25 protein-coding genes are annotated in these 25,554 nt (G+C 67.2%); 7 read left to right on the top strand and 18 right to left on the bottom strand.

The annotated features are described in order from the left end of the window. Nucleotides 1-47: 47 nt before the first annotated feature. Nucleotides 48-584 (bottom strand): hypothetical protein, encoded by a 537-nt coding sequence (locus QMG72_RS08035; protein ID WP_226775690.1) that lies wholly within the window; start codon nt 582-584, stop codon nt 48-50. A gap of 129 nt (nt 585-713) precedes the next feature. Between QMG72_RS08035 and QMG72_RS08030 the strand changes: the two genes are divergently transcribed. Further along, a complete protein-coding gene (locus QMG72_RS08030; RefSeq protein WP_253032104.1) occupies nt 714-1,589 on the top strand; it encodes a DUF1206 domain-containing protein in 876 nt (291 codons plus the stop codon). A 54-nt stretch (nt 1,590-1,643) separates the two neighbouring features. Here the strand turns inward: QMG72_RS08030 and QMG72_RS08025 are convergent, their stop codons facing one another. The 14 genes from QMG72_RS08025 to QMG72_RS07960 all read right to left on the bottom strand — a co-directional run bounded on the left by QMG72_RS08025 (nt 1,644) and on the right by QMG72_RS07960 (nt 16,267). Continuing rightward, nucleotides 1,644-2,633: a DNA topoisomerase IB gene (locus tag QMG72_RS08025; RefSeq protein ID WP_283480234.1), complete on the bottom strand. Its 990-nt coding sequence runs from the start codon at nt 2,631-2,633 to the stop codon at nt 1,644-1,646. Nucleotides 2,634-2,730: 97 nt separating this feature from the next. Then, nucleotides 2,731-4,191: an FAD-dependent oxidoreductase gene (locus tag QMG72_RS08020; RefSeq protein WP_283480232.1), complete on the bottom strand. Its 1,461-nt coding sequence runs from the start codon at nt 4,189-4,191 to the stop codon at nt 2,731-2,733. Nucleotides 4,192-4,274: 83 nt separating this feature from the next. Beyond that, nucleotides 4,275-5,558 (bottom strand): uroporphyrinogen-III C-methyltransferase, encoded by a 1,284-nt coding sequence (gene cobA / locus QMG72_RS08015; RefSeq protein ID WP_283480230.1) that lies wholly within the window; start codon nt 5,556-5,558, stop codon nt 4,275-4,277. A gap of 132 nt (nt 5,559-5,690) precedes the next feature. After that, complete coding sequence (locus QMG72_RS08010; protein ID WP_226775694.1) at nt 5,691-5,987, bottom strand: putative quinol monooxygenase; 297 nt, start codon at nt 5,985-5,987, stop codon at nt 5,691-5,693. 42 nt (nt 5,988-6,029) lie between these two features. Next, entirely contained in the window at nt 6,030-6,509 is a 480-nt protein-coding gene (locus QMG72_RS08005; RefSeq protein ID WP_226775695.1) for an SRPBCC family protein, read from the bottom strand. Nucleotides 6,510-6,591: 82 nt separating this feature from the next. Beyond that, nucleotides 6,592-7,527: an ABC transporter permease gene (locus QMG72_RS08000; protein ID WP_226775696.1), complete on the bottom strand. Its 936-nt coding sequence runs from the start codon at nt 7,525-7,527 to the stop codon at nt 6,592-6,594. Next, entirely contained in the window at nt 7,517-8,242 is a 726-nt protein-coding gene (locus tag QMG72_RS07995; RefSeq protein WP_283480229.1) for an ABC transporter ATP-binding protein, read from the bottom strand. The genes QMG72_RS08000 and QMG72_RS07995 overlap by 11 nt, the downstream gene beginning before the upstream one ends. Nucleotides 8,243-8,251: 9 nt before the next feature. Further along, nucleotides 8,252-9,484 (bottom strand): ABC transporter substrate-binding protein, encoded by a 1,233-nt coding sequence (locus QMG72_RS07990; protein ID WP_283480228.1) that lies wholly within the window; start codon nt 9,482-9,484, stop codon nt 8,252-8,254. A 132-nt stretch (nt 9,485-9,616) separates the two neighbouring features. Beyond that, nucleotides 9,617-10,378 carry a PIG-L deacetylase family protein gene (locus QMG72_RS07985; protein WP_283480226.1) on the bottom strand — a complete coding sequence of 254 codons (762 nt, stop codon included), beginning with the start codon at nt 10,376-10,378 and terminating at the stop codon, nt 9,617-9,619. A gap of 106 nt (nt 10,379-10,484) precedes the next feature. Next, nucleotides 10,485-11,921: a sulfate adenylyltransferase subunit 1 gene (locus QMG72_RS07980; RefSeq protein ID WP_282358568.1), complete on the bottom strand. Its 1,437-nt coding sequence runs from the start codon at nt 11,919-11,921 to the stop codon at nt 10,485-10,487. Then, entirely contained in the window at nt 11,921-12,853 is a 933-nt protein-coding gene (gene cysD, locus QMG72_RS07975) for a sulfate adenylyltransferase subunit CysD (RefSeq protein ID WP_283480225.1), read from the bottom strand. Before cysD ends, QMG72_RS07980 begins: the two co-directional genes overlap by 1 nt. A gap of 42 nt (nt 12,854-12,895) precedes the next feature. Next, nucleotides 12,896-13,609: a phosphoadenylyl-sulfate reductase gene (locus QMG72_RS07970; RefSeq protein WP_282358571.1), complete on the bottom strand. Its 714-nt coding sequence runs from the start codon at nt 13,607-13,609 to the stop codon at nt 12,896-12,898. Then, a complete protein-coding gene (locus QMG72_RS07965) occupies nt 13,606-15,354 on the bottom strand; it encodes a nitrite/sulfite reductase (RefSeq protein ID WP_282358572.1) in 1,749 nt (582 codons plus the stop codon). The genes QMG72_RS07970 and QMG72_RS07965 overlap by 4 nt, the downstream gene beginning before the upstream one ends. A 178-nt stretch (nt 15,355-15,532) precedes the next feature. After that, complete coding sequence (locus tag QMG72_RS07960) at nt 15,533-16,267, bottom strand: sirohydrochlorin chelatase (RefSeq protein ID WP_283480222.1); 735 nt, start codon at nt 16,265-16,267, stop codon at nt 15,533-15,535. A gap of 62 nt (nt 16,268-16,329) precedes the next feature. Here QMG72_RS07960 and QMG72_RS07955 point away from each other — a divergent pair, with 62 nt between their 5' ends. Beyond that, nucleotides 16,330-17,001, top strand: a complete 672-nt coding sequence (locus tag QMG72_RS07955; protein WP_282358575.1) for a trimeric intracellular cation channel family protein — start codon at nt 16,330-16,332, stop codon at nt 16,999-17,001. A 14-nt stretch (nt 17,002-17,015) separates the two neighbouring features. Beyond that, nucleotides 17,016-17,444 (top strand): hypothetical protein, encoded by a 429-nt coding sequence (locus QMG72_RS07950; RefSeq protein WP_226775704.1) that lies wholly within the window; start codon nt 17,016-17,018, stop codon nt 17,442-17,444. Nucleotides 17,445-17,802: 358 nt separating this feature from the next. On the opposite strand, the gene QMG72_RS07945 is transcribed toward QMG72_RS07950, so the two are convergent. From QMG72_RS07945 to QMG72_RS07935, 3 genes are read right to left on the bottom strand one after another with little or no spacing between them, the layout of a single operon-like run. Next, entirely contained in the window at nt 17,803-18,903 is a 1,101-nt protein-coding gene (locus QMG72_RS07945) for a polyprenyl synthetase family protein (protein WP_226775705.1), read from the bottom strand. After that, the gene (locus tag QMG72_RS07940) at nt 18,900-20,255 is read right to left on the bottom strand and encodes a geranylgeranyl reductase family protein (RefSeq protein ID WP_283480220.1); all 1,356 of its coding nucleotides are present in this window, start codon (nt 20,253-20,255) and stop codon (nt 18,900-18,902) included. The genes QMG72_RS07945 and QMG72_RS07940 overlap by 4 nt, the downstream gene beginning before the upstream one ends. Nucleotides 20,256-20,267: 12 nt before the next feature. After that, complete coding sequence (locus QMG72_RS07935) at nt 20,268-21,053, bottom strand: demethylmenaquinone methyltransferase (RefSeq protein ID WP_283480219.1); 786 nt, start codon at nt 21,051-21,053, stop codon at nt 20,268-20,270. Nucleotides 21,054-21,140: 87 nt separating this feature from the next. On the opposite strand from QMG72_RS07935, the gene QMG72_RS07930 reads away from it, so the two are divergent. The 4 genes from QMG72_RS07930 (at nt 21,141) to QMG72_RS07915 (ending at nt 25,434) form a co-directional block, all read left to right on the top strand. Beyond that, a complete protein-coding gene (locus QMG72_RS07930; RefSeq protein WP_226775709.1) occupies nt 21,141-22,463 on the top strand; it encodes an isochorismate synthase in 1,323 nt (440 codons plus the stop codon). A 234-nt stretch (nt 22,464-22,697) separates the two neighbouring features. Next, nucleotides 22,698-23,651 carry an ABC transporter substrate-binding protein gene (locus QMG72_RS07925; protein ID WP_283480218.1) on the top strand — a complete coding sequence of 318 codons (954 nt, stop codon included), beginning with the start codon at nt 22,698-22,700 and terminating at the stop codon, nt 23,649-23,651. 86 nt (nt 23,652-23,737) lie between these two features. After that, a complete protein-coding gene (locus tag QMG72_RS07920; RefSeq protein ID WP_283480217.1) occupies nt 23,738-24,661 on the top strand; it encodes an amino acid ABC transporter permease in 924 nt (307 codons plus the stop codon). Then, entirely contained in the window at nt 24,658-25,434 is a 777-nt protein-coding gene (locus QMG72_RS07915) for an amino acid ABC transporter ATP-binding protein (protein WP_283480215.1), read from the top strand. Before QMG72_RS07920 ends, QMG72_RS07915 begins: the two co-directional genes overlap by 4 nt. Nucleotides 25,435-25,554 lie beyond the last annotated feature (120 nt).

Here is a 25,554-nt window from a genome sequence, read left to right as displayed (position 1 = left end):
GGACGGGGAGGCGGGCCCCGCGGCCTGTGCGCTGACGGCGTGTGCCGCTAGCGCGTGAGGCCCTGGAAAACGTTCTTGGGCCGCTGCATTTCACCGTGCTTGGCACCGAGGACGATCACCACGCCGGCGAAGACGGGGATCGCCCACTGCAGGATCTTCAACTGCTGCTGGGCCGAGCGGAGTTCCTCCGAGGCGCCGGGCTTGGGCTCGGTGGCACCCTCAGCACCTTCGGCGGCTAGCTTGTCCACCTTCGCGCCCTGCAGACCGGAATACAGCGTCACGGCGGCACCGGCCAGGGTAACGATGGACTTGTAGACGCTCAGCCGGGTTACGCCGTCCTGCTTGGCCATCCGGCCCTTGTTCTCCCACATGATGGCGAGCCCGGAGAGCAGGTGCGCACCGAAGGCGGCCGCCTGGAAAGGGGCCCACTTCTTCCAGCCCAGGCTGGAGAGGCGGGTGCGTTCGGCCGGGTCCTTGGCTTCCGCCGTTGCTCCGTTCAGCCCGATAGCACCCATCAGCGAGCCGCCGAACCAGGCCCCCGCCGTCAGGTCGTGGATGGATCGGGCAACGAGATTTCCTGCCATGGTGAGCTTCCTATCGTCTGGGTCCGGGACTGCCGTCACCCCAAAAGGCCACGACCCGACTATGGTAAGCACACTTAGCAAAAAGTTGATAGTTCGGCGCGGGGACCGGGTCTGAGTAGACTCTGCGGCATGGAATCACCAGGGCCCCGGGACCGGCCCTCCCCTGCCGGCGAGGACCCTGACGAATCCGTGCCGGACGCCGCCGACGCGGCAGATGCCGCGGAGGATGCCTCCAACAGTGCGGCCCTCGACGTCGTCGCCCGTTCCGGCTTTGCCGTGATGGCACTGCTGCACATCATTATCGGCGCGATTGCCGCGGCCCTGGCCCTGGGTTCCCCGGGCCAGGCGGAGCCCACCGGCGCGATTGAACAGCTCGCGGCCAACCCCTGGGGGCCGGCGGTTATGTGGGCGGGGTTTGTCGCGTGCGCCGGACTCGCCCTGTGGCAGCTGAGTGAGGCCACGCTGCGGGCCCGGCACCTCCCGCGCCGGGCCCGGGTTGGCAAGTTCGTTTCCTCCGGCTTCCTCAGCATCGCCTACGCCAGCGTGGGACTCAGCTTCGCCGGCTTCGCGCTGGGCAACGGGGGCGATTCCGGCGATTCGACCCGGGATTTGAGCGTCGCACTGGTGCACGGGCCGTTCGGTGTGCCGGCGCTCATCGGTCTGGGCCTGACCGTGATCGGGATCGGGGTGTACTTCATCGCCAAAGGCGCGGGGAAGAAGTTCAAGGCGGAGTTAGGCCATTTTGAGGGAACGCGCAGGGGCCATCTGATCAGCGGCCTGGGCGTTGCCGGACACATCGCCAAGGGAGTGGCGCTGATCCTGACGGGCCTGCTGTTTGTGATCGCCGCGGCCACCAATGACCCGGCCTCCGCAACCGGGCTGGACGGCAGCCTCAAAGCCCTGCTGGAGCAACCGTTCGGCCCGGTACTCTTGCTGGCCATCGGTGCCGGGTTCATCGCCTACGGGGTGTTTGCGCTGCTCCGGGCGCGCTTCGGACGGATGTAGCTCCCGCAGCGCACGGCGCCAGCGCAGTACACGGCGCCAGCGCAGTACACGGCGTCAGCGCAGCGCAACGACGTCGCCCTCGCGGTACAACAGGGCCCGGACCTCGGACTCGGCGGAGTCCGGCCGCTTCGGGTCGATCGTCTCCCCCGCGGCAAAGTGGTCCAGCAGCCGGGGATCCACGTAGCTTTTCCGGGCGATCGACGGAGTGTTACCGAGGACATCCGATGCATCCACCATGGCGCGGCTCACCGCGCGCTTCCGGGCTGAAACCTTTGGCTGCGGACCGCTCCGCGCCAGGCTGGCGGCGGCGGCCACAGTTCCGCGCAGGGTCCGGAAGTCTTTGGCGGTGAAGTCCTGGCCGGTGCGTTCCTTGACGTACTGGTTAATCTCGGCGCTTGACACGGGATGCCAGCTCCGACCGTCCCGGTACGCCAGCAGGCGGGCCTTGCCGCCGCGGCGCTTGAGCTGGCGAACGACGGCGGCAAGGTCGGCGTCGTTGATCCGCGATTCCCAGGTCTGGCCGCTCTTGGCGGGGAAACTGAGCCGCAGTTCGTCCTTGCTCACGCGGACGTGGGCGCAGAGCAGCGTGGCGAGGCCGTGGCTGCCGTTCTCGTTGGTATACCGCTCCGAGCCAACCCGCAGCGAGCCGCTGTCCAGCATCCTGAAGGCGGCCGCCAGCACCCGCTCCCGGGCGAGGCCCTCGGAGCGCAGGTCCAAGGTAACGAGCCGGCGAGCGGCCGGGAGGGTTTCCGCGAGCTGCAGCGCCCGGTCAAACTTCAGCCGGTCTTTTTTCTCCCGCCAGCTTGGATGATAGATGTACTGGCGCCGGCCGACCGCGTCCAGCCCGGTGGCCTGGATGTGCCCGTTGTCGTACGGGGCTATCCACACGTCCTTCCAAGCCGGCGGGATGCCGATGCTTTCCAGCCGATCGCGCACCTGCCCGGCTGCCAGGGTGGAGCCGTCCAGGTCCTTGTAGCTGAAGCCGGTCCCGGACGCGAGACGCCGGTAGCCGCGCCCGGACGCGTTGCTGCGACGGAGCCTCATCGGCGGGCCGCTGGCGTGAATTGCTCATCCATGACGGTAAGCCTACTGACTACACGTCGAAAATTCCCCTCCAGGACAATCCGGAGCCAGCTGGCGGTCAGACTTCCGCGGCCACCCCGTCGCGGGAAATCCGGACCATGGCCGAACGCGGGACCACCTTGATGCGTTCGCGCCGGACGCCGACCGCACCAGCGGCGGCGCTCGCCTTTTCGCCCAGGGACCGCTCGTGCGCGTCGAGCGCCAGCCAGCCTTCCCAGCCGGTGTACTGCACGCCCCGGTTCTGCAGCAGTTCGACGACGGCGTCCGGCGCGGGTGCTGCGGCCGGCGGCAGCTTTTCGAGGTCCGCCAGCAGATGCGTCACGGTTTCGAGGGCGTCACCCTTGGTGTGCCCAATCAACCCGACCGGGCCGCGCTTGATCCAGCCCGTGGCGTAGATGCCCGGCACCCGGGCGCCGGACGCATCCAGGACCCTGCCGCCGTCGTTCGGCACAACACCCTTGCCGTGGTCGAAGCCGACCTCGTTCAGGGCCGAACCGAAGTAGCCGATGGCGCGGTAGACGGCCTGGACCGGGTAGTCGATGATCTCACCGGTGCCGCGGGCGTTGCCGGTACCGTCCAGCGCGGTGCGCTCGAATCTGATCCCGGCGACACGGCCCGGGGCGTCCGCGTCGTCATACACTTCCACCGGGCTGTGCAGGAAGTGCAGGTGCAGGCGGCGGGAGGATGTGAGTTCGCTCAGGTCCTCCGGCTGCCCGGCGATCCAGTTGGTGAGCGTTCCCACCATGGTCTTGGTCTGGTTGTTGCTTTGGATCTGGCGGTCTGATTCGGCGTCGAACTCGAAGTCCTCGGCGTAGAGGATGATGTCGACGTCCCTGGAGTGGGAGAGTTCGCGCAGCTCCAGCGGGGTGAACTTCACCTGGGCCGGCCCGCGGCGGCCGAAGACATGGACGTCGGTGACCGGGGAGGCTTTCAGCCCGGCGTAGACATTGTCCGGGATTTCGGAGCTGAGGAGGTCGTCGGCGTGCTTGGAGAGCATCCGGGCCACGTCCAGGGCCACGTTGCCGTTGCCGATCACGGCAACTTCACTGGCTTGGAGCGGCCACTCCCGGGGGACGTCCGGGTGGCCGTCGTACCAGGAGACGAAGTCGGCGCCGCCGTAGGAGCCCTCCAGCTCGATCCCCGGAATGTTCAGGTCCGCGTCCTTGATGGCGCCGGTGGCGAAGATGACGGCGTCGTAATGCCTCTGCAGGTCCGCCAGGGACAGGTCAGTGCCGTAGTCCACGTTGCCGAAAAAGCGGATGTCGCCGCGGTCCAGGACCTTGTGCAGGGCGTTGACGATGCCCTTGATGCGCGGGTGGTCCGGTGCCACGCCGTAGCGGATCAGCCCATAGGGTGCCGGGTAGCGGTCGAAGAGGTCGATGCTCACCGTAAGCCCACCGCTCTTGACCGCCTCGCTTTTGGTGAGGATGTCCGCGGCGTACACACCGGCGGGTCCGGAGCCGACAATGGCGATGCGCAGCGGGCGAGCGGCAGTTCCTGCAGGGCTGTTCGTTGACACGGCTGTGTTCCTTTTTTCTGTCACGGCCCAACTGACTCGCAGTTGAGGTCGTTTTGCGGGCTCATAACGACCTCAACTGCGAGTCAGTTGGGTGAGGCTACGGGTCGGGGCTGCTTGGTCAGGACGCGGGGGGCGTTCGGGGAGGTGGTGCTGTAGTCCGCGGTCTTAAAGTGCGACGGCGCGAACGGGCTGACGCGGACCACGTCACCGATCACGATCACGGCGGGGTTCGCAACGCCTGCGGCCTCCGCCTGGTCCGCGATGGTCCCGAGCGTTCCGATGGTCACCCGCTGGTTGGGCAGGTATCCATTCTCTACGATGCCAACAGGTGTCCCCGGAGGCAAACCGGCGCGTGCCAGGGAAGCCGCGGACTCGCGCAACTGGCCCACGCCCATGAGCAGGATCACCGTGTGGTCGGCACGGGCCGGGACTTCGGCGAGTTCCCCGTGGCCGGTCACCACACTGAAGCCCTTGGCCAGCCCGCGGTGCGTGACCGGGATGCCGGCGGCGGCCGGAACCGAGATGGCCGAGGTGACGCCGGAAACCACCTCAACCTCGACGCCGCGCTGCCGGCAGAACTCGGCCTCCTCGCCGCCGCGGCCCAGGACGTAGGGATCGCCGCCTTTGAGCCGGACCACCCGGTGCCCGGCCAGGGCTTCATCCACCAGGATCCGGTTGATGCTGGACTGCGGGACAGGGTGGTGGCCGGGGGACTTGCCGACCTCGATCACCCGAACGTCGGGGGCCAGTTCGGCCAGGAGTTCGCGCGGGCCCAGCCGGTCCGCGACAACAACGTCGGCCTGGCCCAGGAGCCGCCGGCCGCGAACGGTGATAAGTCCGGAGTCGCCGGGGCCGCCGCCCACGAGGGCCACGGAGCCCGGAGTTTCCCGTTGCCGGCGCAGCGGCAGGTCCCCGGTTTCGAGGGCGGTGGCGACGGCGTCACGCAGGGCCATGGCGCGGCGCGGATCTCCCCCGGCGTTCACCGCGATCTTCACGTCGTCCACCACCGCGACGGCGGGCGTCCACGCGGCCGAGGCTTCGTGGTTGGAGGCGTTGACGCACCAGATGCGCTGCGCCTCGGCGTCGGCCGCTACCTGCGCGTCAACGGTGGTGTCCCCGGTGGCGGTCTGGACGAACCAGACGGCGTCGACGTCGGTGCTGCGGTACGCCCGCGGAGCCCAGTCGAGGAGCCCGGCGTCGGACAGCTCTGTCAGGGCCGGGCAGGCCACGGGGGCAACGGCAGTGACCCGGGCACCGGCGTCGAGCAGTCCCTTGGCGCGGCGCGCGGCGACCGGGCCGCCGCCGACCACCAGCACGGGGCGGCCGAGGAGGCGCAGCGCCGTGGGGTAAATGTCCTGAATTGCCATGCATCGACGATAGGGCGGCGTTCCAGGGTGGAACAACGGTGCGGAAACACCAGTTCATCCGGGGTAACGAGGCGTAACCTGGGGCTTCGCTGCGGTCCGGGTCATCCAGTAGCCGTCAGGGGAGCCATGGATCTATTTCACTGCGATGAGCTCGATCAGTTTGATGTCGGGGTCCTTGGCCAGCAGCTCGGGCCCGTGTTCGCCAAGGGCCGCGGGGATGGCTCCGTTGAGGTGGGCCTGCCGGTCCTCCTCGGTGTCGAACGTGTCGAAAATGCCGAAGCTGTTCTCGTTGACCCGGAAGGCATACCAGGTCCGCGTGCCGGGCTCGGCCAGAACTATCTCGCGGCCCCCGTTGAGGAAGTCCCAGACGTCGCGTTCCTTCCCCGGCTTGGCTTCGACCAGTGCCAGCACTCCGTATTTTGGCGCCACGGCTGTCTCCTTGGAATTGGGCTGGATGGGCCGCATACCGGCCTATAGCCGCGAGTGTAGGCCGGTCCCGGGGTCCGGACAAGGCGTCGCGAGGAGGATCCCGCGAGCCGCAATAAGGCGTTGCAGATAGCGGCGCAGGATAAGCCGCTCGACAAGCCAGCCCAGCGGTCCAAAGGGTGCCGAGAATTCAATCCGATCCGTCATAACGGCCCCAGCATCGTTTGACGCGAATTCGTGGACGTGGCGGAACGCCTTGAAGGGCCCCTTTACTTGCTCATCCACGAACCACGTCGGGTAGTCGAAGCTTGTCACGCGGCTGGTCATGGTCAGGGGAACGCCGAAGTGCCGTGCCCGCCAGGTCACTTCATCGCCCGCGCCGATGAGCCCCTCGGTGACCCCGGCAACGGCCCGCTCACCCGAAGAAGCCATCGTGTCCACGTGCACGTCGATGCTGCGCGCCCGGTCGAACAACTGTTCCTTGGGCAGGACGGATTCGGTGCGGCAGACGAAACTCACGGTCATGCCGTCAGTCTGCCAGATGCCAGCCCGACGGCGGAGCAGCCGCCGGCGCACCCACCAGACAACAGCAACGCGGGGTGCCGGCCTAGCGGGTACTGCCCGTGAGGAGTCCGCGGCGGCGGAGCAGCCGTTTTTCGATCGGGCCGAACACCAGCAGTTCGATCAGGATGCCGACGGCGAGGATCAGCAGGATCGCGGACATCACCATGGTCATCTCCGACAACACACGGCCCTGGTCCAGGAGTGAGCCAAGGCCAAAGCCGATGCTGCCTCCGACGGCGATGATCTCCGCGGCCATCAGCGAGCGCCAGGAGAAGGCCCAGCCTTGCTTGAGACCGCCCAGGTACCCGGGCAGTGCTGCCGGGAGGATGATCTGCAGGGCCAGTTGGACCCGGGACGCGCCCAGCACTTTTCCGACACTGCGGTACAGCGGCGGAATCTGGTCCACACCCGAAATCAGCCCGTTGATGATCGAGGGGATCGCGCCCATAAACACCACAAAGAAGACGGTGGCGTCGGTGAGGCCGAACCAGATGATGGCGGCGGGCACCCAGGCCACCGACGGCAGCACCTGCAGCCCGGAGATCAAGGGGCCGAACGCGCGCCGCAGCGGGGCGACCTGGGCCAGCAGCAGACCGACCGGGGTCGCGATGGCCACGCTGATCAGGAATCCTATGAGCCCGCGCTGCAGCGAGGTCCAGAGCGCTTCCTGCAGCTTGCCCTCTGCCCAGAGCCGGCCGAACTGGGCCATCACGTCCAGCGGGCCGGGCACCAGGTCCTGCCGCTTAAAGCCCATCAACACGTACAGCTGCCAGACAAGGATCAAGGCCACAATCGCGGCCAGCGGAAGCAGGATCCGGCTCCAGTCGACGCCCGCCCGGCGCACGGCATCGGACTGCAATGAGTCCAGGCCAGCCTCAAGCTCCCGAAGTTCGGCCGGGCCGGTGGAGGAGCGGGTCAGGGCCGCGGTGACGTGGCGGGTGTCCCCCGGCTCAACCAGGGACGATTGTTTACTTGGCATGGCGGCGGATCTCCTCGCGGAGCCGGGCGGTGATTTCGCCGGTGAGCTGGCCGGCGAGCCCGGCGTCGGTGCGCTGCTCTCCGCTGACTTGCCACTCCCGCACCACGCGGCCGGGCCGGGAGGAGAGCAGCAGCACGCGCTGGCCCAGCCGGACGGCTTCGCGGACGTTGTGGGTGACAAAAATGATGGTGCGGCCGGTTTCCTTCCATATCCGCTCCAGCTCATCGTGCAGCAGGTCGCGGGTGATCGCGTCCAGGGCTGCAAAAGGTTCGTCCATCAGGAGCAGCTGCCGGTCCTGGGCGAGCGAGCGGGCCAGGGCCACCCGCTGCCGCATGCCGCCGGAGAGCTCGTGCGGGCGTTTGTCCCCCGAGCCGGCCAGGTGCACCAGGTCCAGGAGGTCGTCGGCTTTGATCCGGCGCGCGGCTTTCCCGACGCCGCGCAGCTTCAGTGCCAGCTCGATGTTTTCCCGGGCCGTGAGCCAGGGGAACAGTGCCGCGTCCTGAAACATCAACGCGGCGCCGTCGCTCGGCACCTCCAGGGCGCCCGACGTCGGGGCCTCCAGTCCCGCCATAATGTTCAGCAGGGTGGACTTGCCGCAGCCGGAGGCACCGAGCAGGGCGACGAATTCGCCCTGCCCGATGCTGGCGTTGACGTCATCCAGCACCGGGGCGCTGTCGCCGAAGCGCTTGCCCAGGTGTTCGAGTACGACTGGCATGGTCAGGTCCTATCTTGTTGGGGCGGAGCCGGTGCCGGGAACCGGCTGGTCCCTGCCCAATCCGGGTGCGGAGATCTTCGTCCCCGTGGCATCCCCGCCCAGGACCCTGTTCAGGGCAGTGAGCTCGAAGATGCCGCTGATGTCGGCCCGGGTGGTGGTTCCGGCCGCAACCCCGTCCTGGAGCAGCTTTTTGTAGGTTCCGGCGAGCGGGTCGACAGTGAAGACGATGTTCGTGAGCGACCGGTCAATCACATCGGCGGGCAGGGCGGCGCCGGCGGAGTCCTTGAGCGCGGCGTTGAGGACCGCGGCCTTCTCCGCGGCGGGGGCGGCGTTGAGCCAGTCCACGGATTCGACGTGGCCCTTCAGCAGGGCCGTGACGGTGCCGGGGTGCTCGGCGGCAAACTTCTTGTTGACGATCAGGACGGTGGTGGGGAACTCGCCGGGCTTCCCTGACAGTGCCCCGTCCCAGAGTTCCTTTTCGTCAACGAGGACTTTCGCGCCGGCTTGGAGCACCAGGCGGGAAGCCCAGGGCTCCGGCAGCCACGCGCCGTCGAGCTTGCCGTCCTGGAACAGCTTGAACGTCTGCGCGTTCTCGGTGGGGTTGATCGCGACGTCGCCGCTGCCGTCGGTGTTGGTCCGGTAGCCCTGCGTGCCCAGCCAGGCGCGCAGGGCCACGTCCTGAGTGCCGCCGAGCTGCGGCGTCGCGAGCTTCTTGCCGGCCAGGTCCGCAGCCGAGGTGATTTCGGGTTTGACCACCAGCTGGGCTCCACCGGATGCGGCACCGGCGATGATGCTGATCGATTCGCCTTTGCTCTTGACGTAGGAGTTGATGGCCGGGTTGGGGCCGATGTAGGTGGCGTCAAGGGCGCCGGCGTTGAGGGCCTCGATCGCGGCCGGGCCGGCGTTGAACGCCTGGGTGCTGAGCTTGGTCCCGCCGAGGTTTTTGGCAATGAAGCCCTTGTTGACGCCTACGAGGGCCGGGGCGTGGGTGATGTTGCCGAAGTAACCGAGCCGCAGTTCTGCGGCGGGGGTGTCGGAAACCGCCGCTGCGGGGGCGGCTTCAGTGTTGCGGGACGCCGTCGAAGCCACGGCAGCACCTGCCCCGATCAGCAGCACGAGGCCGGCAGCCAGGCTGATCTCCAGCGTGCGCTTGCGCCTGGGCATAGCAGCTTCACCGGCGACGATCCGGGTGGTTCCGGGACTCTTCCCGGTGGCGTAGGAGATCCGATCCGTAGGTGTCATTGGTTCACCATAGGGACCGCCCGGGACAGGGTTCAACGGTCCGGAAACCCGGGGTCATGCGGGTTCATGCGGCGTCACATGTGAGCGAGGCTCCCGCTGCGGCCGGAGAAGACGGCCGGACCGGTGGGACCGTCAGAGTGCCGCGAAGATGTCGGCCAGCAGCGGCGCGCCGGACTGGCGGGGTGGCCAGGCGAGCACGTACGACTCCCGGCCCAGGACCCGCAACTGCTGTTCACGGGTGAGCGTGTCAGCCATGATGACGTGCCGCTGGGTCCGGTGCTCCCGCAGGCCGGCAAGGACGTTGCCTGCCACGGCGCGCGTATCGACTTCCACGCCGATGGTCTCGTCCGGCACCGGGCGCAAGTGGTAAACGCGCTCCCGGTCCCACGGCTCCAGGCCGTGCTTGAGGCGTGCCATGTTCCAGCGCAGGAACGTAGATGCGCGCATCGCGCCGTGGAGCAGCCGTTCCATCCCGGCGCCACCTTCGCTGCGGACCTGGTGAAAGGCGGTGTCGGCGGCCCGCCCGGTGGCAATGTGATCGGGGTGTCCAGTGATGCCATCCGGGCCAAAGGTACACACCACCCCCGGCCGCTCCTCCCGCAAGATCCGCGCGACCCTTCCCGCGAGCTCCGCCAACGGCACAGCCGCCACCCCGCCGTCCGGGTAGCCAAGCCAGTTATGCCGGTCCGGGGGCCGGCCGTGGGCCTGCCACGCGGCGTCGTCCTCCCGGCGCCGGAATTCGCCCAATCCCCCGGCTGGAACCTCGACGCCGGGCGCGATCTCCCCGGCGCCGCCGTCGGTGGCGTGAATCAGGTTGAACCGGAACTCCGGATTCCGGGCATACAAGGCCACGGTGCCGGCCAGTCCATACGCGTCGTCATCGGGGTGCGCCATAACAGCTGGTCAGCGGCGAATTCGCCGGAAACCTGCGGGGTCGCCGGAAGTTTGCGGCGACCCCGCAGGTTTCCGGCGACCGGGCAGGCAGTCGGCGGAGCAGCCCTCAGATCGAGTAGCGTTCGTCCTCGTGGTCGCCGGGGTGGTCCTTGACGAGGCCGGCGGCGAGGGTGTTGCCGTCCTGCGGATCGATTACCAGGAACGCGCCGGTGCGGCGGTGGTTCCCGTAGTTCTCCAACGGCAGCGGAGCGGAGAGCCGCAGCTGGACGTGGCCGATGTCGTTGAGGTCAAGGGTGGTGGTGGGCTCCAGCTGGAAATCGGCGAGGTCCAGTTTTCCGGTCACGTTGCGCACCAGTGCCTGGACGGTGCGGGTGCCGTGTTTGACCAGCACCTTGGCTCCCTCGCGGAGCGGCTTCGGCGACAGCCAGCACAGCGCGGCATAGAGGTCAGCCGAAGCTTGCGGTATTTTGCCACCGCCAGGCCCCGCCGCCGCAATCGTGTCGCCGCGGGCGACGTCGAACTCGTCGGCGAGCCGCAGCGCGACGGACTGCGGGGCCACAGCCTCCCTCAGTACCTGCCCGGCGAAGTCAATGCCAGCCACGGTGGTGGTGCGCGTTGCCTGCCCCGGAGTCAGGACGCTGACCCGGTCCCCCAGCTTCACCGAGCCTTCGGTGATCTGCCCGGCGTAGGCACGGTAATCCCGGTACGCAGCGGGATCAAGACCACCGGCGACGGCGTCGGGAGCGAGTGCGCCCTGCGGCCGGATGACCAGTTGGACCGGGAAACGGAAGCTTTCCAGGTGGCTTTCGATTTCGTCGGCGGCGGGCAGGGTCTCCAGGACTTCCAGCAGCGCCGGGCCGAAGTACCAAGGCGTGCGCTCGGAGCGGTCCACAACGTTGTCCCCGTCGAGCGCGGAGACCGGGATGACGATGAGGTCAGCGATGCCATCGGAACCGAGCCCCAGCTCCCGGCCCACCCGCTGCACGTCCGCTTCGAGTTCGCGGAACACGGCCTCGCTGAAGTCCACCAGGTCGATTTTGTTCACGGCGACGATCACGTGCGCCACCCGGAGCAGCTGCAGCACGGACATATGCCGGCGGGTCTGCTCCAGGACACCCTTGCGGGCATCGATAAGCACAACAACGGCGTCCGCAGTGGACGCGCCGGTCACCGTGTTTTTGGTGTACTGCACGTGGCCGGGGCAGTCCGCGAGGATAAAGCTGCGGCGGTCCGTGGCGAAGTACCGGTAGGCGACGTCGATGGTGATGCCCTGCTCCCGCTCGGCGCGCAGGCCGTCGGTCAGCAGGGCCAGGTCAATGGCCTGTGTGCCGGTGGCGCCTGCCCCGCCGAACCCGCGGTCCGCGGAGGTGCGGGCAACGGCGTCGAGCTGATCGGCGAGGATCGCCTTCGAGTCATGCAGCAGCCGGCCCACCAGGGTGGATTTGCCGTCATCGACCGAGCCGGCAGTGGCGAAGCGGAACAGCGTGGCGGGCAGCGCCGCGGATGCCAGGTCCAGGCCCGGGATAAGAGTTTCCGTGCTCATTAGAAATAGCCATCCTTCTTGCGGTCTTCCATGGCGGCCTCGGAAATGCGGTCATCGGCCCGGGTGGCGCCACGTTCGGTGATGGTGGAAGCGGCAACTTCGATGACAACGTCGCGCACGGTGGCGGCAGCCGATTCGACGGCGCCGGTGCAGGACATATCGCCGACGGTCCGGTAGCGCACGGTCTTGGTGATGACCTCTTCGTCATCGCGGGGCCCGGAGACCTCGCCGACCGCACGCCACATGCCGTCGCGGGCAAAAACTTCGCGGCGGTGGGCGTAATACAGGCCCGGCAGCTCAATGTCTTCCCGCTCGATGTAGCGCCAGATGTCCAGCTCCGTCCAGTTGCTGATCGGAAAGGCCCGGACGTGCTGGCCCACGGTGTGCCGGCCGTTGTACAGGTTCCACAGCTCGGGCCGTTGGTTGCGCGGATCCCACTGGCCGAACTCGTCGCGCAGGCTCAGGATTCGTTCCTTGGCCCGGGCCTTGTCCTCGTCCCGGCGGCCGCCGCCGAAGACGGCGTCGAATTTGTTGCGCTGGATCGCGGCCAGCAACGGCACAGTCTGCAGCGGATTGCGGGTGCCGTCGGCACGCTCGGCCAGCTCGCCGGAATCGATGAACTCCTGGACGGAGCCGACGACAAGCTTGAGGCCCAGCCGCTGCACGGTCCGGTCGCGGAACTCGATAACCTCGGGGAAGTTGTGCCCGGTGTCCACGTGCAGCACCGGGAACGGCACTTTCCCGGGCCAGAACGCTTTGGTGGCCAGGTGCAGCATCACCACGGAATCCTTGCCGCCGGAGAACAGCAGTGCCGGCTTCTCAAACTCGGCAACAACCTCGCGGATGATGTGGATGGCCTCGGACTCGAGGGTGTCCAAAGACGACAGGCGGGCCGACAGCAGAGCTGCAGAACTCAGGTCACCCGGCGGCATCTGCTGTGGAGGCGTAGCCGGCCACGAAAGTCTCAACATTGCTCATACGTGTAGTCCGCATTCTGTCTTGTCGGTTCCTGCCCAGCGTCCGGCGCGGGGGTCATCACCCGGCGCCACTTTGCGGGTGCAGGGCTGGCAGCCAATGGACGGGTAGCCCTGCGACAGCAAGGGGTTGACGGGCAGGAGACTGTCGTCGGAAAACTGGACCAATTGGTCGAAGCTCCAGGCGGCGACCGGGTTGACCTTGACCAGGCCGTTGGTTTCGTCCCAGCTGACCAGCGGGGTGTTGGTGCGGGTGGGGGCTTCGTCGCGGCGGACGCCGGTGAACCAGAGTTCGTAACCGGCGAGGGTACGGCGCAGCGGCGCGACTTTGCGCAGCGCACAGCACTGGGCGGGGTCGCGGGCGAAGAGGTCCTTGCCCAGGAGCCGGTCCTGCTGCTCCACGGTGTTCTCCGGCAGCACGTCGACGACGTTAACGCGCAGGTTCGCTGCCACCTCGTTGCGCGTCGCGTAGGTTTCCGGGAAGTGGTACCCGGTCTCCAGGAAGAGGACGTCGACGCCGGGAAGCTGGTCTGAGACGAGCGCGGGGAGGACGGCGTCGGCCATGGAGCAGGCGACGGCGACGGCGGGCAGCTCGAAGTGCCGCGCCGCCCAGGCAATAACCTCCCGCGCCGCGGCGTCCCAGCCGAGCTCGGCGGCACCGGACTCGGCGAGGATCCTAAGCTCCTCGTGGCTGCGCAGCGGTTGGGGGCTCACTGCAGATCACCCTCCTCGGCGGCGAAAGCCCACTCGGCGAACGTCTGGCCCTCGGAGTGGTCGGCCACGAACTTCCGGACCACACGCTCCACGTAATAGGGCAGGTCCCCGGCGGTGACCTTGAGGCCGCGGACGGTGCGTCCCAGGCCCGCTTCCTCGCGGTCGAGGGAAGCCAGCCCGCCGCCAAGATGGACCTGGAAACCCGGGGTGGGGTCGCCGTCGGGTGTGGGAAGCATCATGCCCTTAAGGCCGATGTCGGCCGTCTGGATCCGGGCGCAGGAGTTGGGGCAGCCGTTGATGTGCAGCGACAGTGCCTGCGGGAGCTGCCGGGACTCAACGAGGTCGGCGAGGCGGCGTTCCAGCTCGGCGACGGCGGTGGCCGCGGTTACCTTGGTTTCGACGATGGCGAGCTTGCAGTATTCGATGCCGGTGCAGGCGATGGTGCCGCGGCGGAACACGGAGGGCCTGGCGGAGAGGCCCAAGGCGTCCAGTTCCGCGACGAGCGGTTCCACCTGGTCCTTGGCCACGTCGAGGACCACGAGCTTCTGGTGCGGTGTGGTGCGCAGCCGCCGCGAGCCGCGGGCTTCCAGGGTGTCAGCGAGCGTGACCAGCTGGCTGCCGGAGAGCCGGCCGGCCAGCGGGGTGGCGCCGATGAAGAACCTGCCGTCCTTCTGTTCGTGCACGCCGATGTGGTCCCCCGGGCTGGACGGCTTGGGCGCGGCGGGGCCGTCGTCGAGTTGGTAGCCGAGGTATTCCTCCTCGAGGACCTGGCGGAACTTCACCGGCCCCCAGTCGGCCAGCAGGAACTTCAGCCGCGCCTTGGTGCGCATCCGCCGGTAGCCGTAGTCGCGGAAGATGCTGGTGACGCCGAGCCAGACGTCGGCCGCCTGATCCGGGCGGACGAACGCGCCCAGCCGCTTGCCCAGCATGGGGTTGGTGGAGAGCGCTCCGCCCACCCAAAGGTCGTAGCCGATCCCGAGCTCCGGGTGGACCAGGCCCACAAGTGCGACGTCGTTGATTTCGTGGACCACGTCCTGGCTGGGGTGGCCGGTGATGGCGGTCTTGAATTTGCGCGGCAGGTTGGCAAGTTCCGGGTCGCCGATGAAGCGCTCGGCGAGCTCGTGGATCAGCGGCGTCGGGTCGATGATCTCGTCCTTGGCGATGCCGGCGACCGGGGAGCCGAGGATAACGCGGGGAACGTCTCCGCAGGCTTCGGTGGTGGACAGGCCCACCGATTCGAGCCGGCGCCAGATCTCCGGGACGTCCTCGACCCGGATCCAGTGCAGCTGGATGTTCTGCCGGTCGGTGAGGTCGGCCGAGCCGCGCGCAAAGTCGACGGAGATCTGGCCGATGACACGGAGCTGTCCGGTGCTCAGCGCGCCGCCGTCGATCCGCACGCGCAGCATAAAGTACTTGTCTTCGAGCTCGTGCGGCTCAAGGGTGGCGGTCTTGCCGCCGTCGATCCCGGGCTTGCGCTGGGTGTAGAGGCCCCACCAGCGGAAGCGTCCGTGCAGGTCGGTGCCGTCGATCGAATCGAAGCCGTGTTTGGCGTAGACGGACTCGATGCGCTCGCGGACGTTCAGGCCGCTGTCTTCCTGCTTCCAGGTTTCGTTGGCGTTCAGCGGCGCGGTGCCGTCGACTTTCCACTGCCCGTGCGGCTTTGCGGCGGGGCGGGAGGTGGGGCGCTTGGTGCGGCTTGGGTCAGCCTGGTCCGGGGACGCTCCGGCTAGAGCTGTATCAGTCATGGATCGACTGTAGGGCGGCCCGTAATGACGTCACAAAGGCTCAGAAACGCGGGGTCACCTTGGGCAACAAATCGTCACGAAGCATCGGCGAGCCTTGAAGTGGCACTGCCGCTGTGTATGTCCGGGGCAGAATTCCGGCGCCCTCCCGGGCCATTGCGACGGCGCTGGCGGAGCCGGTTCAGGTGCCTGCCGCGAGGGCGGCATCGTAGCGTTCCAAGGCAATTTCCGCGAGCACCGGTGACGGCAAAAGTGCTGCCGTCACCAGGTCAGCGCCGGCCTTGGCAAGCTGGTCGTGGAAGAATCCCGGGGCCAGCAGGTACGCGGCGATGACCACGCGGCCACCCAGGTCCACTGCTCCGGCGGACTCCCCCGCGCCTACTCCGCCTGCAGCTTCCGCACGGAGCATGGCCACAGCCTCAGGCACTGACGGCTTCGCGGCCGAGCCGTACGCGGCCACGATCCGGTTCGAACGCAGGGTGCGGAGCTGGCCCGCGAGTTCCTCGACGTTCTGCGCCGCGGTGGGGTCGGAGGAACCCGCTGCTGCGAGGACCACGGCGTCGTTGTCGGTGACGCCGGCTTCCCGCAGCCGCCGGTCCAGCAGGGCTGCGAGGCGGTGATCGGGTCCCAGCGGAGCGGCGGCGCGGGTGCCGGCGCGGTCCTTCGCCGCCCGGGCGATGTCGACCTTGACGTGGTACCCGACGCTTAGCAGCAGCGGAACAACGACGGCGGTCGCCCCGGCCGGCAGGCCCGCGACGACGGCCGGCAGATCGGGGTCCTGGACATCGACATAGGCCTCGCGGACGTCGAGCCCCGGGCGCAGCGCGGCTATCCCGTCCCGGAGGGCGTTGACTTCGGCGGCGCCCGCGGTGCTGGAGGTGCCGTGGGCGCAGGCGATCAGGATGGGGCTATTCATAGCCGTTAGCGTAACCTTGGAGCCGCCCTATCCGCCCTCACGAGACTCGACCGGGACCCTCCATGACTCTTTCCTTCAGCCTTGTCCTGGTCTGGCTGGACCTCGCCGGTGTCTTTTTCTTCGCGGTCTCCGGCTCCCTGCTCGCGGCCCGCAAGCAGTTCGACATCATCGGTTCCCTGCTGCTGGCCTCCGTGGTGAGCCTGGGCGGCGGCGTCATCCGTGACATCATCATCAACGCCGGACCGCCCGCCGCATTCACCAACCCGGCATACCTGGTGCCACCGTTGCTCGCCGCCGTGCTGGTGTACTTCCTGTTCTCCAGCGTCCAGCGTTTCACCTCGCTACTGGTCCTCTTTGATGCCGGCGGACTGGCGCTGTTCTGCATTACCGGCACCCTCAAGGCCTTGTCAGCCGGGATGCACCCCGTTGCGGCGCTGCTCCTAGGGGTCACGACGGCGGTGGGCGGCGGCCTGCTCCGGGACATCACGGCCAATGTGGTTCCACAGCTGTTCGACCCCAAGGATCTTTATGCGCTGCCTGCTTTTGCGGGCGCAACCCTGACCATGGTCCTCTCCGTCACCGGCACCTTTAACGCGGCAACCGGCGGAGCCGTGGCAGCCGTCGTCTTCGCCTTCCGGGTCACGGCCTGGCGGCGGCAGTGGCACGTCCCGCTGGCGGTCCGCGGATGGCACCGGCTCGGCCTGGACACAGCGGATGGCGGGGCCAAGGATTAGCTAGGATAAGAACCATGACTGACATGTTCCTCGAGAAGTTCCGCGCGCTTGTTCCGAAGTATCTCGAAGACGAATGGCAGGAAGAGGATGGCCTCCCGGCCGATGAGGTGGATGCGGCCCTCGCCGAGCACCAGTTCCAGGTTCCGCTGGTCCTTCGGGAGTTCTACCTCGCCGTCGGCGGCTGCGAGGACATCATGGAGGCGTACCACTATTTCTGGGACCCCGAAGAGCTCGAAGTTGACGACGAAGGCTTCCTGATGTTCCTTGAGGACGAGGAGGAACAGTTCACCTGGGGTTTCCGGGTCGGCGACCTCAGCGTTCCGGACCCGATCGTGTACCGCCGCAACAACGCCCGCGGCCAGTGGAAGAGCGAGGAAGGCACTTTCTCCGAGTTCGTCTTTGACATGTTCGAGTGGGCTTTCAACGACGAGGACGAGGACTAGGCGGCACCGGTTCCGGTCCAGCCGCCAATTCTCCCCAGCTTTGGCAGGACTGTCCGGCGTGCCGCACTTGCCCCCGCGGTCCAGCTTGAAGGGGGAACCTCGGCCCGGACAAGCCCTCAACATCTCGTGACAAACGATTTACAGGCACGCTAGACAGCATGACATTTTTGTCATAAGCTCGTTTTTGGGTTCACTAAATGCCTCCGGTGAATCTGATGCGAACGGAGAAATGGCCCCGGCTCGGCACAACGGATGTCCTAAAACGTTGTGAGGAACCGGGGCCATTCCGTTTAATCCGGGGCAGCCCGGGTGCGGCTGCCGGCAGCCAGGATCAGCAGGCAGCAGGCCGCAGGCACGATCAGCTGGCGCGGTCCACCACGGCCAGCGCAAAGCTGGCCAGCGAGCTCTTCACCACACCCTCGGGCAGCGGCGCCAGGGCCGCAATCGCCTCGTCGGCCCAGGCACGTGCCACCACCCAGGATTCCGCCGTCACGGCGTGTTCCCGGAGGCCGGCGACCGCCGCCGCGAGGGACTCATCGGAGCTGAGGTCGCCGTCGATGAGCTCCAGGAGCTCGACGGCGGACTGGTCGCCGCTCGCGGCCGCCTTCCGCAGCAGGAGGACGGGAAGCGTCGGCACACCCTCGCGCAGGTCGGTGCCCGGGGACTTGCCGGACTTGACCTTGACGCCGGTGACGTCAATGACGTCGTCGGCAAGCTGGAAGGCCACACCCACTTTCTCGCCGTACTCAACCAGCATCGGCTCGTAGGCTTCATCGGCTCCGGAGAAGATCGCGCCCAGCTGTCCGGAAGCGGCCACCAGCGAGCCGGTTTTGTCCGCGATGACCGAGAGGTAGTGCTCCACGGCGTCCTCGTCCGGGCGCGGGCCAACGGTTTCGTGAAGCTGGCCCAGGCAGAGCCGCTCAAAGGTACGGGCCTGGATGCCGAGCGCCCTGGATCCAAGTTCGGAGACCAGGATGGACGCGCGGGCAAAGATCAGGTCGCCGGTCAGCACGGCGACGGAGTTGCCCCAGACCTCATGCGCGGTGGGGGCCCCGCGGCGGAACGGCGCGGAGTCCATCACATCGTCGTGGTAGAGCGTCGCCAGATGGGTCAGCTCAACGACGACGGCGGCCTGCACCACAGCCGGCCGGGAGGCGTCACCCAGGTGCGCGCACAGCAAGGTCAGCAGCGGACGGATCCGTTTGCCGCCGGCTTCCACGAGGTGGCGCGACGTTGCATCGGCCAGCGGATCAGAGTTGGCAATGGCTTCACGCAGCTTCTTCTCCACCCGGGCCAGGTTGGTGGTGATCGCGGGGCCGAGGTCGGCGTCCCCGGCAATCGCGGCAAAGCCCGCCGGCAGCTGCAAACCGGTGGCGATCGCGGTGGTGTTGAGGTCGGGTTCCGAGCTCGGCAGGCCGTGCCCGGCGTGCGTCCAGCTTTGGTCTGCAGAGTTGATCACGGGTTAACCCTAACTTTTGTTGCGGAATCCGCGGAGTTGGCGCTGGAATGCGGTGAAGCGTCAGCGCCGGAATGGCCTTGGTTGGACGTTGCCGGAACCAGCGATTCCAAGACCCGGATGGCACGGTCCTCGAAACCCTTGGCCGCGGGATCGGTCAGGTTGGCCAGCAAACGCACCACAAAACGCATTAGGACAGGGATGGGCATGCCCGTCCGCAGTGCCAGTTTCATCACAGCCGGCTTGCCGATCAGGGCAGCAAAGGCCCTGCCCAGGGTGAAGTGCGAACCCCACTGGTCCCGCACGTAATCCGCATACCGTGCGAGGTGCGCGTCGGCGTCTGTCCCGCCGGCTGATGCGGAGCGGGCGGCGGCGTCGATGATGAACTCGGCAGCGAAACGGGCGGACTCCATGGCATAGGAAATGCCCTCCCCGTTGAACGGGGAGACCATACCGCCGGCGTCGCCGAGCAGGAGCAGCCCCGGCGAGTAGTGCGGGGTGCGGTTGAAGCCCATCGGCAGGGCGGCGCCGCGGATCTCGCCCACTTGGTTCTCGGGGGTGAATCCCCACTCCGCGGGCATGCCCGCGGTCCATTCGCGCAGCACCTGTTTGTAGTCCAGTTTGCCGAATTCCTTGGACGAGTTCAGGATGCCGAGGCCAACGTTGGAGGTGCCGTCGCCGACGCCGAACACCCAGCCGTAGCCGGGCAGCAGCTTTCCGTCGCGCCCCGGAAGCTCCAGCCAGCCTTCCATCCAGTCGTCGTTGTGCCGCGGGCTGGTGAAGTAGGTTCGGACGGCGACGCCGAGCGGCCGGTCATCGCGCTTCCGGATGCCCAGGGACACGGCGGTGCGGCTGGAGTTGCCGTCCGCGGCGAGGACGACGTCGGCGCTGAAGTCACGGGTTTCGCCGGTCTTGCGCCCGGCATCGTCCAGCAGCGCGGCCCGGACCCCGGTGACGCGGCCGTCGTCGGAGCGCAGCGCCTCGGTGACACTGTGCCGTTCCAGCACAACGGCGCCCGCGGACTGGGCGTGCCGGGCCAGTTCCTCATCGAAGCCTAGGCGGGTCCGGATCAGCCCGTACTGCGGGAAATCGGAGACCTCGGGCCAGGGAAGTTCGATGCTGCGCCCGCCGGCAAGCAGGCGCAGGCCCTTGTTGCGGCGCCAGCCCTCCGCTTCGGGGTGCGGCAGGCCAAGCTTCTGGATCTCGCGGACGGCCCGGGGGGTGAGCCCGTCGCCGCAGACCTTTTCGCGGGGGAAACTGGTCTTCTCCAGGACCGTGACGTCGATGCCGGATTGGGCCAGGTAGTAGGCGGCGGTGGACCCGGCCGGACCGGCTCCGACGATCAGTACTCTCACGGCAGCGGCGAACTAACGCGCGGGCCGGGTGTTGCGGCGCAGCTTCGCCACGGGTCCGGTGTGGTTTGCCAGTGCTGCGGCGCCCGCGCCGGGACCTGTTTCAGGGCCGGGCTTAACGGCCCGGTGCACGGCGACGATGCCGCCGCTGAGGTTGCGGTAGGTGACGTTGTCCCAGCCGGCCTCCTGCAGCCACGCGGCCAGGTGGTCCTGGTCCGGCCAGGCGCGGATGGACTCTGCGAGGTAGACGTAGGCATCCGGGTTGGAGGAAACCTTGACGGCGATCGCGGGAAGTGCGCGCATCAGGTATTCGGTGTACATGGTGCGCCACAGCGGGACAACAGGCTGGGAGAACTCGGCGATGACCAGCTTGCCGCCCGGTTTGGTGACGCGGAGCATCTCGGCCAAGGCCTTTTTCGGCTCGTTGACGTTACGCAGACCAAAGGAGATGGTGCTGGCATCAAAGGTGTTGTCCGCGAAGGGCAGGCGCGTGGCGTCACCGGCAATGAAATCGATGTCCGGGCGCCGGCGCTTGCCGACCCTCAGCATGCCGAGCGAGAAGTCGCAGGCGATCACGTCGATGCCGGAGTCGGCATACGGTTCGCTGGAGGTGCCCGTGCCGGCGGCGAGATCAAGCACCCGCTGGCCCGCCTTCACACCCATGGCCTCGACGACAATCTTGCGCCAACGCCGGGTCTGCCCCATCGACAGGACATCGTTAACGACGTCGTATTTGGGCGCGACGTCGTCAAACATTGTGGCTACTTCGTCCGGACGCTTATCCAAGGATGCTCGGTTCACTCTGACATTGTCTCAAATGTTCGGCACACCCACTAACCACGCTCTGAACAGGGCCCCCGGCGGAGGCGGGAGTAGTGTTGTCTCACTATGACGAGCACGTTCCGAACCTTGACAGTCCCCCTCGATGCAGCATCATTCCCCGGGGGCGTACCGTCGCTGATGGTCCGGGATGACCTGCTCTGCTGGACGCGGCGCGAAGCCGGACTCGTTGGTTTCGGCGAGGTGGCCCGGTTTACCGCCACGGGCCCGGAGCGATTCCTCGAGGCGGACATCTGGTGGCGCCACCTGGTCATCGAGGCCGAAATCGAGGACCGGGTGGAATGGCCCGGCACCGGTCCCGTCGCTTTCGGCTCCTTCGCTTTCTCCAAAACCTCCGCGCACGCCTCACGGCTGATTGTGCCCGAAATCGTTGTGGGACTGCGCGACGGCAAGGCCTGGCTGACGCAGTTGACGTTCGACGACGCCGACCTCACCGAGGCCGGCGCACGCGCCGCGCTGGAGCGCTGGCTCGGTGCGCCCGTCGTCGTGCCGGCAACAGCTGCCGGAGCAGACGCCGCGCCGGTTGAGGCGACGCTGAGCACCGGTTCGCTGAGCGAGGCCGAATGGATGACGGCCGTGGCGGCCGGTGTGGCGGAGATCCGCACCGGAGCGCTGGAGAAGCTTGTGCTGGCCCGCGACGTTGTCGCCACCGTTCCTGCCGGTGTGAGTGCCGCCGAGATCCTGCGCCAACTCGCCGTCCGGTACCGCGAATGCTGGACCTACGGTGTGGACGGACTGGTGGGTGCCACCCCGGAGATGCTGATCCAGGTGGAGGGCCGCACCGCACAGGCCCGCGTCCTGGCCGGCACCCTGGACCGCCGCGACGCCGACGGCATGGCCGGCTCCCCGCTGGAGTTTGCCGAGCGCGTGCTGGCCGGATCAGAGAAGCAACGGCACGAACACAACATCGCGATCCAGTCGCTGACCACCCAGCTGGCGCCCTTCTCCGAGGCCATGAACGCGCACAGCGAACCGTTTATCCTGGAACTTCCGAACGTCTGGCACCTGGCCTCTGATGTGAAGGCGGAACTGGCCGAGGTGGAGGGCCATGTGCCCACCAGCCTGGCCCTGATCAATGCCCTGCACCCGACGGCGGCTGTGTGCGGCACCCCGACAACCGTGGCCGGCGCCCTGATCCGCAAACTTGAGCACCTGGACCGCGGTCCTTATGCCGGGCCGGTCGGCTGGCTCGATGCGGCCGGCAACGGCGAATGGGGCATCGCGCTGCGCGGCGCCGTCATTGAGTCCCCGGCGACGGTCCGGCTCTATGCCGGCTGTGGGATTGTAGAGGGCTCCGTTCCGGACATGGAGCTCGCCGAAACCTGGGCGAAGTTCCGTCCCATGCTGGAGTCGCTCGGCATCGGCAGCTAGACGCCGCGCGGCGACTCTGCACAGCGACCGGCGCGCAGCGACCGGGCGACGGCGGCGTTCCGGTCGGCAAAAATCCGGGATTACAGACAGATCTGGCGTTGGGAATCTTGCTTTTGGGTCTCGTTTAGTTATCCAATAGTGAAACTTAGTTTCCTGTGATGCACATCTCATGTTCGGCGTTACACTATAACCCGGCCTCTTTACGTACCCCTCCAGCAACAAAAAGGTAATCAAATGCAGATCTCCCGTTCACTCCTGAGCAACCCCGCACTGAAGGCCGCCACGGTCCTCGCGGTGAGCGCATTGGCCTTGACGGCCTGCACCAATGCCTCCGAGACCGGCACCACCGGCGGGCCGTCCGCGTCCGGCAGTGCCAAGGAAAGCTTCGACCCCACCACTGTCAAAAAGGACGACGCCCTGGCGGCCATGGTCCCTGAGGCGATCAAGTCCAAGGGCACACTGACCGTGGGCTCGGACACCACCTACGCCCCCGCGGAATTCCTCGGCAACGACGGCCAGACCGCGGTGGGTTACGACGTCGACATTGCCAAGGCTATCGGCGCCACCCTGGGCCTGAAGGTCCAGGTCCAGACGTCCGAATTCACCGGCATCCTCCCGGCCCTCGGCCCGAAGTACGACCTCGGCATCTCCTCCTTCACGATCAACCCGGAGCGACTCGGCGCTGTCAACATGGTCAGCTACTTCAACGCCGGTACCGCTTGGGCCGTGCAGAAGGGCAACCCGAAAAAAGTCTCGCTGGATGATCTTTGCGGCAAGTCCGTCGGCGTGCAGACCGGTACCGTCCAGGAAGATCCGGACCTGTCGGACCGTAACAAAAAGTGCGAAGCGGACGGCAAGCAGCCCATCAACGTCGTGACGCTGAAGAACCAGACGGACATCACCACACGGCTGGTCAACGGCAGCGTCGATGCGATGGCAGCCGATTCGCCGATCACTGGCTACGCCGTCACCCAGACCAACGGCCAGATCGAAAAGATCGGTGACGTCTATGACGCCGCGCCGCAGGGGATCGCAGTGGCCAAGTCGGACATGGCCCTGGCCGAGGTCATCCAGAAGACCGTCGCCCAGCTCATCGAGAACGGCTCGTACAAGAAGATCCTCGAAGGCTGGGGCAACGCCGAAGGCGCCATCACCAAGTCAGAGGTCAACCCGGCGGCCGGCTCGTGAGTCTTCCCGCAACCGGCCACACCCCAGGCGCGCAACTGGGCAGTAGGCACGAAGATCTCGACGCCCCGGTAATACTGAACCATCCGGTGCCCGTTCGGCATCCGGGCCGCTGGATCAGCGCCATCATCATCCTCGCCGTCCTCGCCCTGTTCCTGCAGAGCCTGGTCACCAACAGCAACTTCCGCTGGGATATCGTAGGGACCTACATCCTGGATATCAAGGTAGTGCAGGGCATCGGCTGGACGCTGGTGCTCACAGTGGCCTCCATGGTCCTGGCGATCATCCTTGCCATCCTGCTGGCCTTTATGCGCCAGTCGGAGAACCCGGTCTTCCGCTGGTCCAGCTGGGCCTGGGTCTGGTTCTTCCGGGGCACTCCGGTCTACACCCAATTGGTCTTCTGGGGCCTGATCTCCGTCCTGTATCCCAAGATCACCGCCGGCATCCCGTTCGGACCCGAGTGGTTCAGCGTGGACACCAGCACTGTCATCACTGTCACTGTCGCGGCCATCCTGGGCCTGGGCCTGAACGAGTCAGCCTACCTGGCGGAAATCTTCCGGGCCGGCCTCAAGTCAGTGGACCGCGGCCAGGCGGAAGCCGCTGAGGCCCTGGGCATGGGCAAGACCAAGATCATGTGGCGGATCATCCTGCCGCAGGCCATGCGGGTGATTGTGCCACCCACCGGCAATGAAACGATCGGCATGCTTAAGACGACCTCTCTCGTCCTGGCCGTGCCGTTCACCCTGGACCTGACATTTGCCACGAATACCCTGGCCAACCGGACCTATCTTCCGGTGCCGCTGCTGATTGTGGCGGCTATCTGGTACCTGGTGATCACCAGCCTGCTGATGGTTGGCCAGCACTTCATCGAGGCCTACTACGGCAAGGGCGTGGACAACCTTGCCCCGGCCGCCATCAACCCGGCGGCAGCAAAGGCCGCCGGAGCCGGTGCGCCAAGCGGCGCGGCCAAGCCGGCCTTGAAGAAGGACACTCCCGAGGAGGAGGCAAAATGACGACGGCCACCAAGGAACCGCTGGTGCGGATCGAAGGCCTCCATAAGTTCTACGGCCAGCACCACGTGCTGCGCGGCATTGACCTGGAGGTGAACCAAGGCGAGGTGTCAGTGGTCATCGGCCCGTCCGGTTCCGGCAAATCCACCATGCTGAGGTGCGTGAACCTGCTGGAGACCATCAGCGCGGGCCGTATCTCCGTGGGTGGGAACCTGATCGGCTACCGCGAAGTCAACGGCCGGCTCCACGACCTCAAAACCAAGCAGATCGCGGCCCAGCGCCGCGAGATCGGCATGGTGTTCCAGCGCTTCAACCTGTTCCCGCACAAAACCGCCCTCTACAACGTCATGGAGGCGCCGGTCCAGGTCAAGGGCCAGTCCCGGGATTCCGCGCGAAAGCGGGCGATGGAACTGCTGGATCGCGTGGGCCTTGCGGACCATTCGGGCCACTATCCGTCCCAGCTCTCGGGCGGCCAGCAGCAGCGGGTGGCAATCGCCCGGGCCCTGGCGATGGACCCCCAGCTGATGCTGTTCGATGAGCCCACGTCCGCGTTGGACCCCGAGCTCGTGGGCGACGTGCTGGAGGTCATGAAGGACCTTGCCAAGTCAGGCATAACAATGATCGTGGTGACTCACGAAATCGGCTTCGCCCGCGAAGTCGGCGACCGCTTGACGTTTATGGACGCCGGTGTTGTGGTGGAAACGGGAGACCCCCGCGAGATCCTCGTCAACCCGCAGCACCCGCGCACCAAGGAGTTCCTCAGCCGGGTCCTCTAGGCGGCCCGCCCGGGATTTCGCCCCACGTTGCGCAAAAGTCCCGTCGCTACCGGAATTCGGAAGCGACGGGACTTTTCCGCGTCGTAAGGCATCGCCGTTGCCGTCGCAGCGCGGGGCGTC

The organism is Pseudarthrobacter sp. PH31-O2 (assembly GCF_030063265.1).
GTDB lineage: Bacteria > Actinomycetota > Actinomycetes > Actinomycetales > Micrococcaceae > Arthrobacter.
The sequence above is the reverse complement of the archived record's forward strand: the minus strand, read 5'-3'. Positions and strand labels throughout refer to the sequence as shown.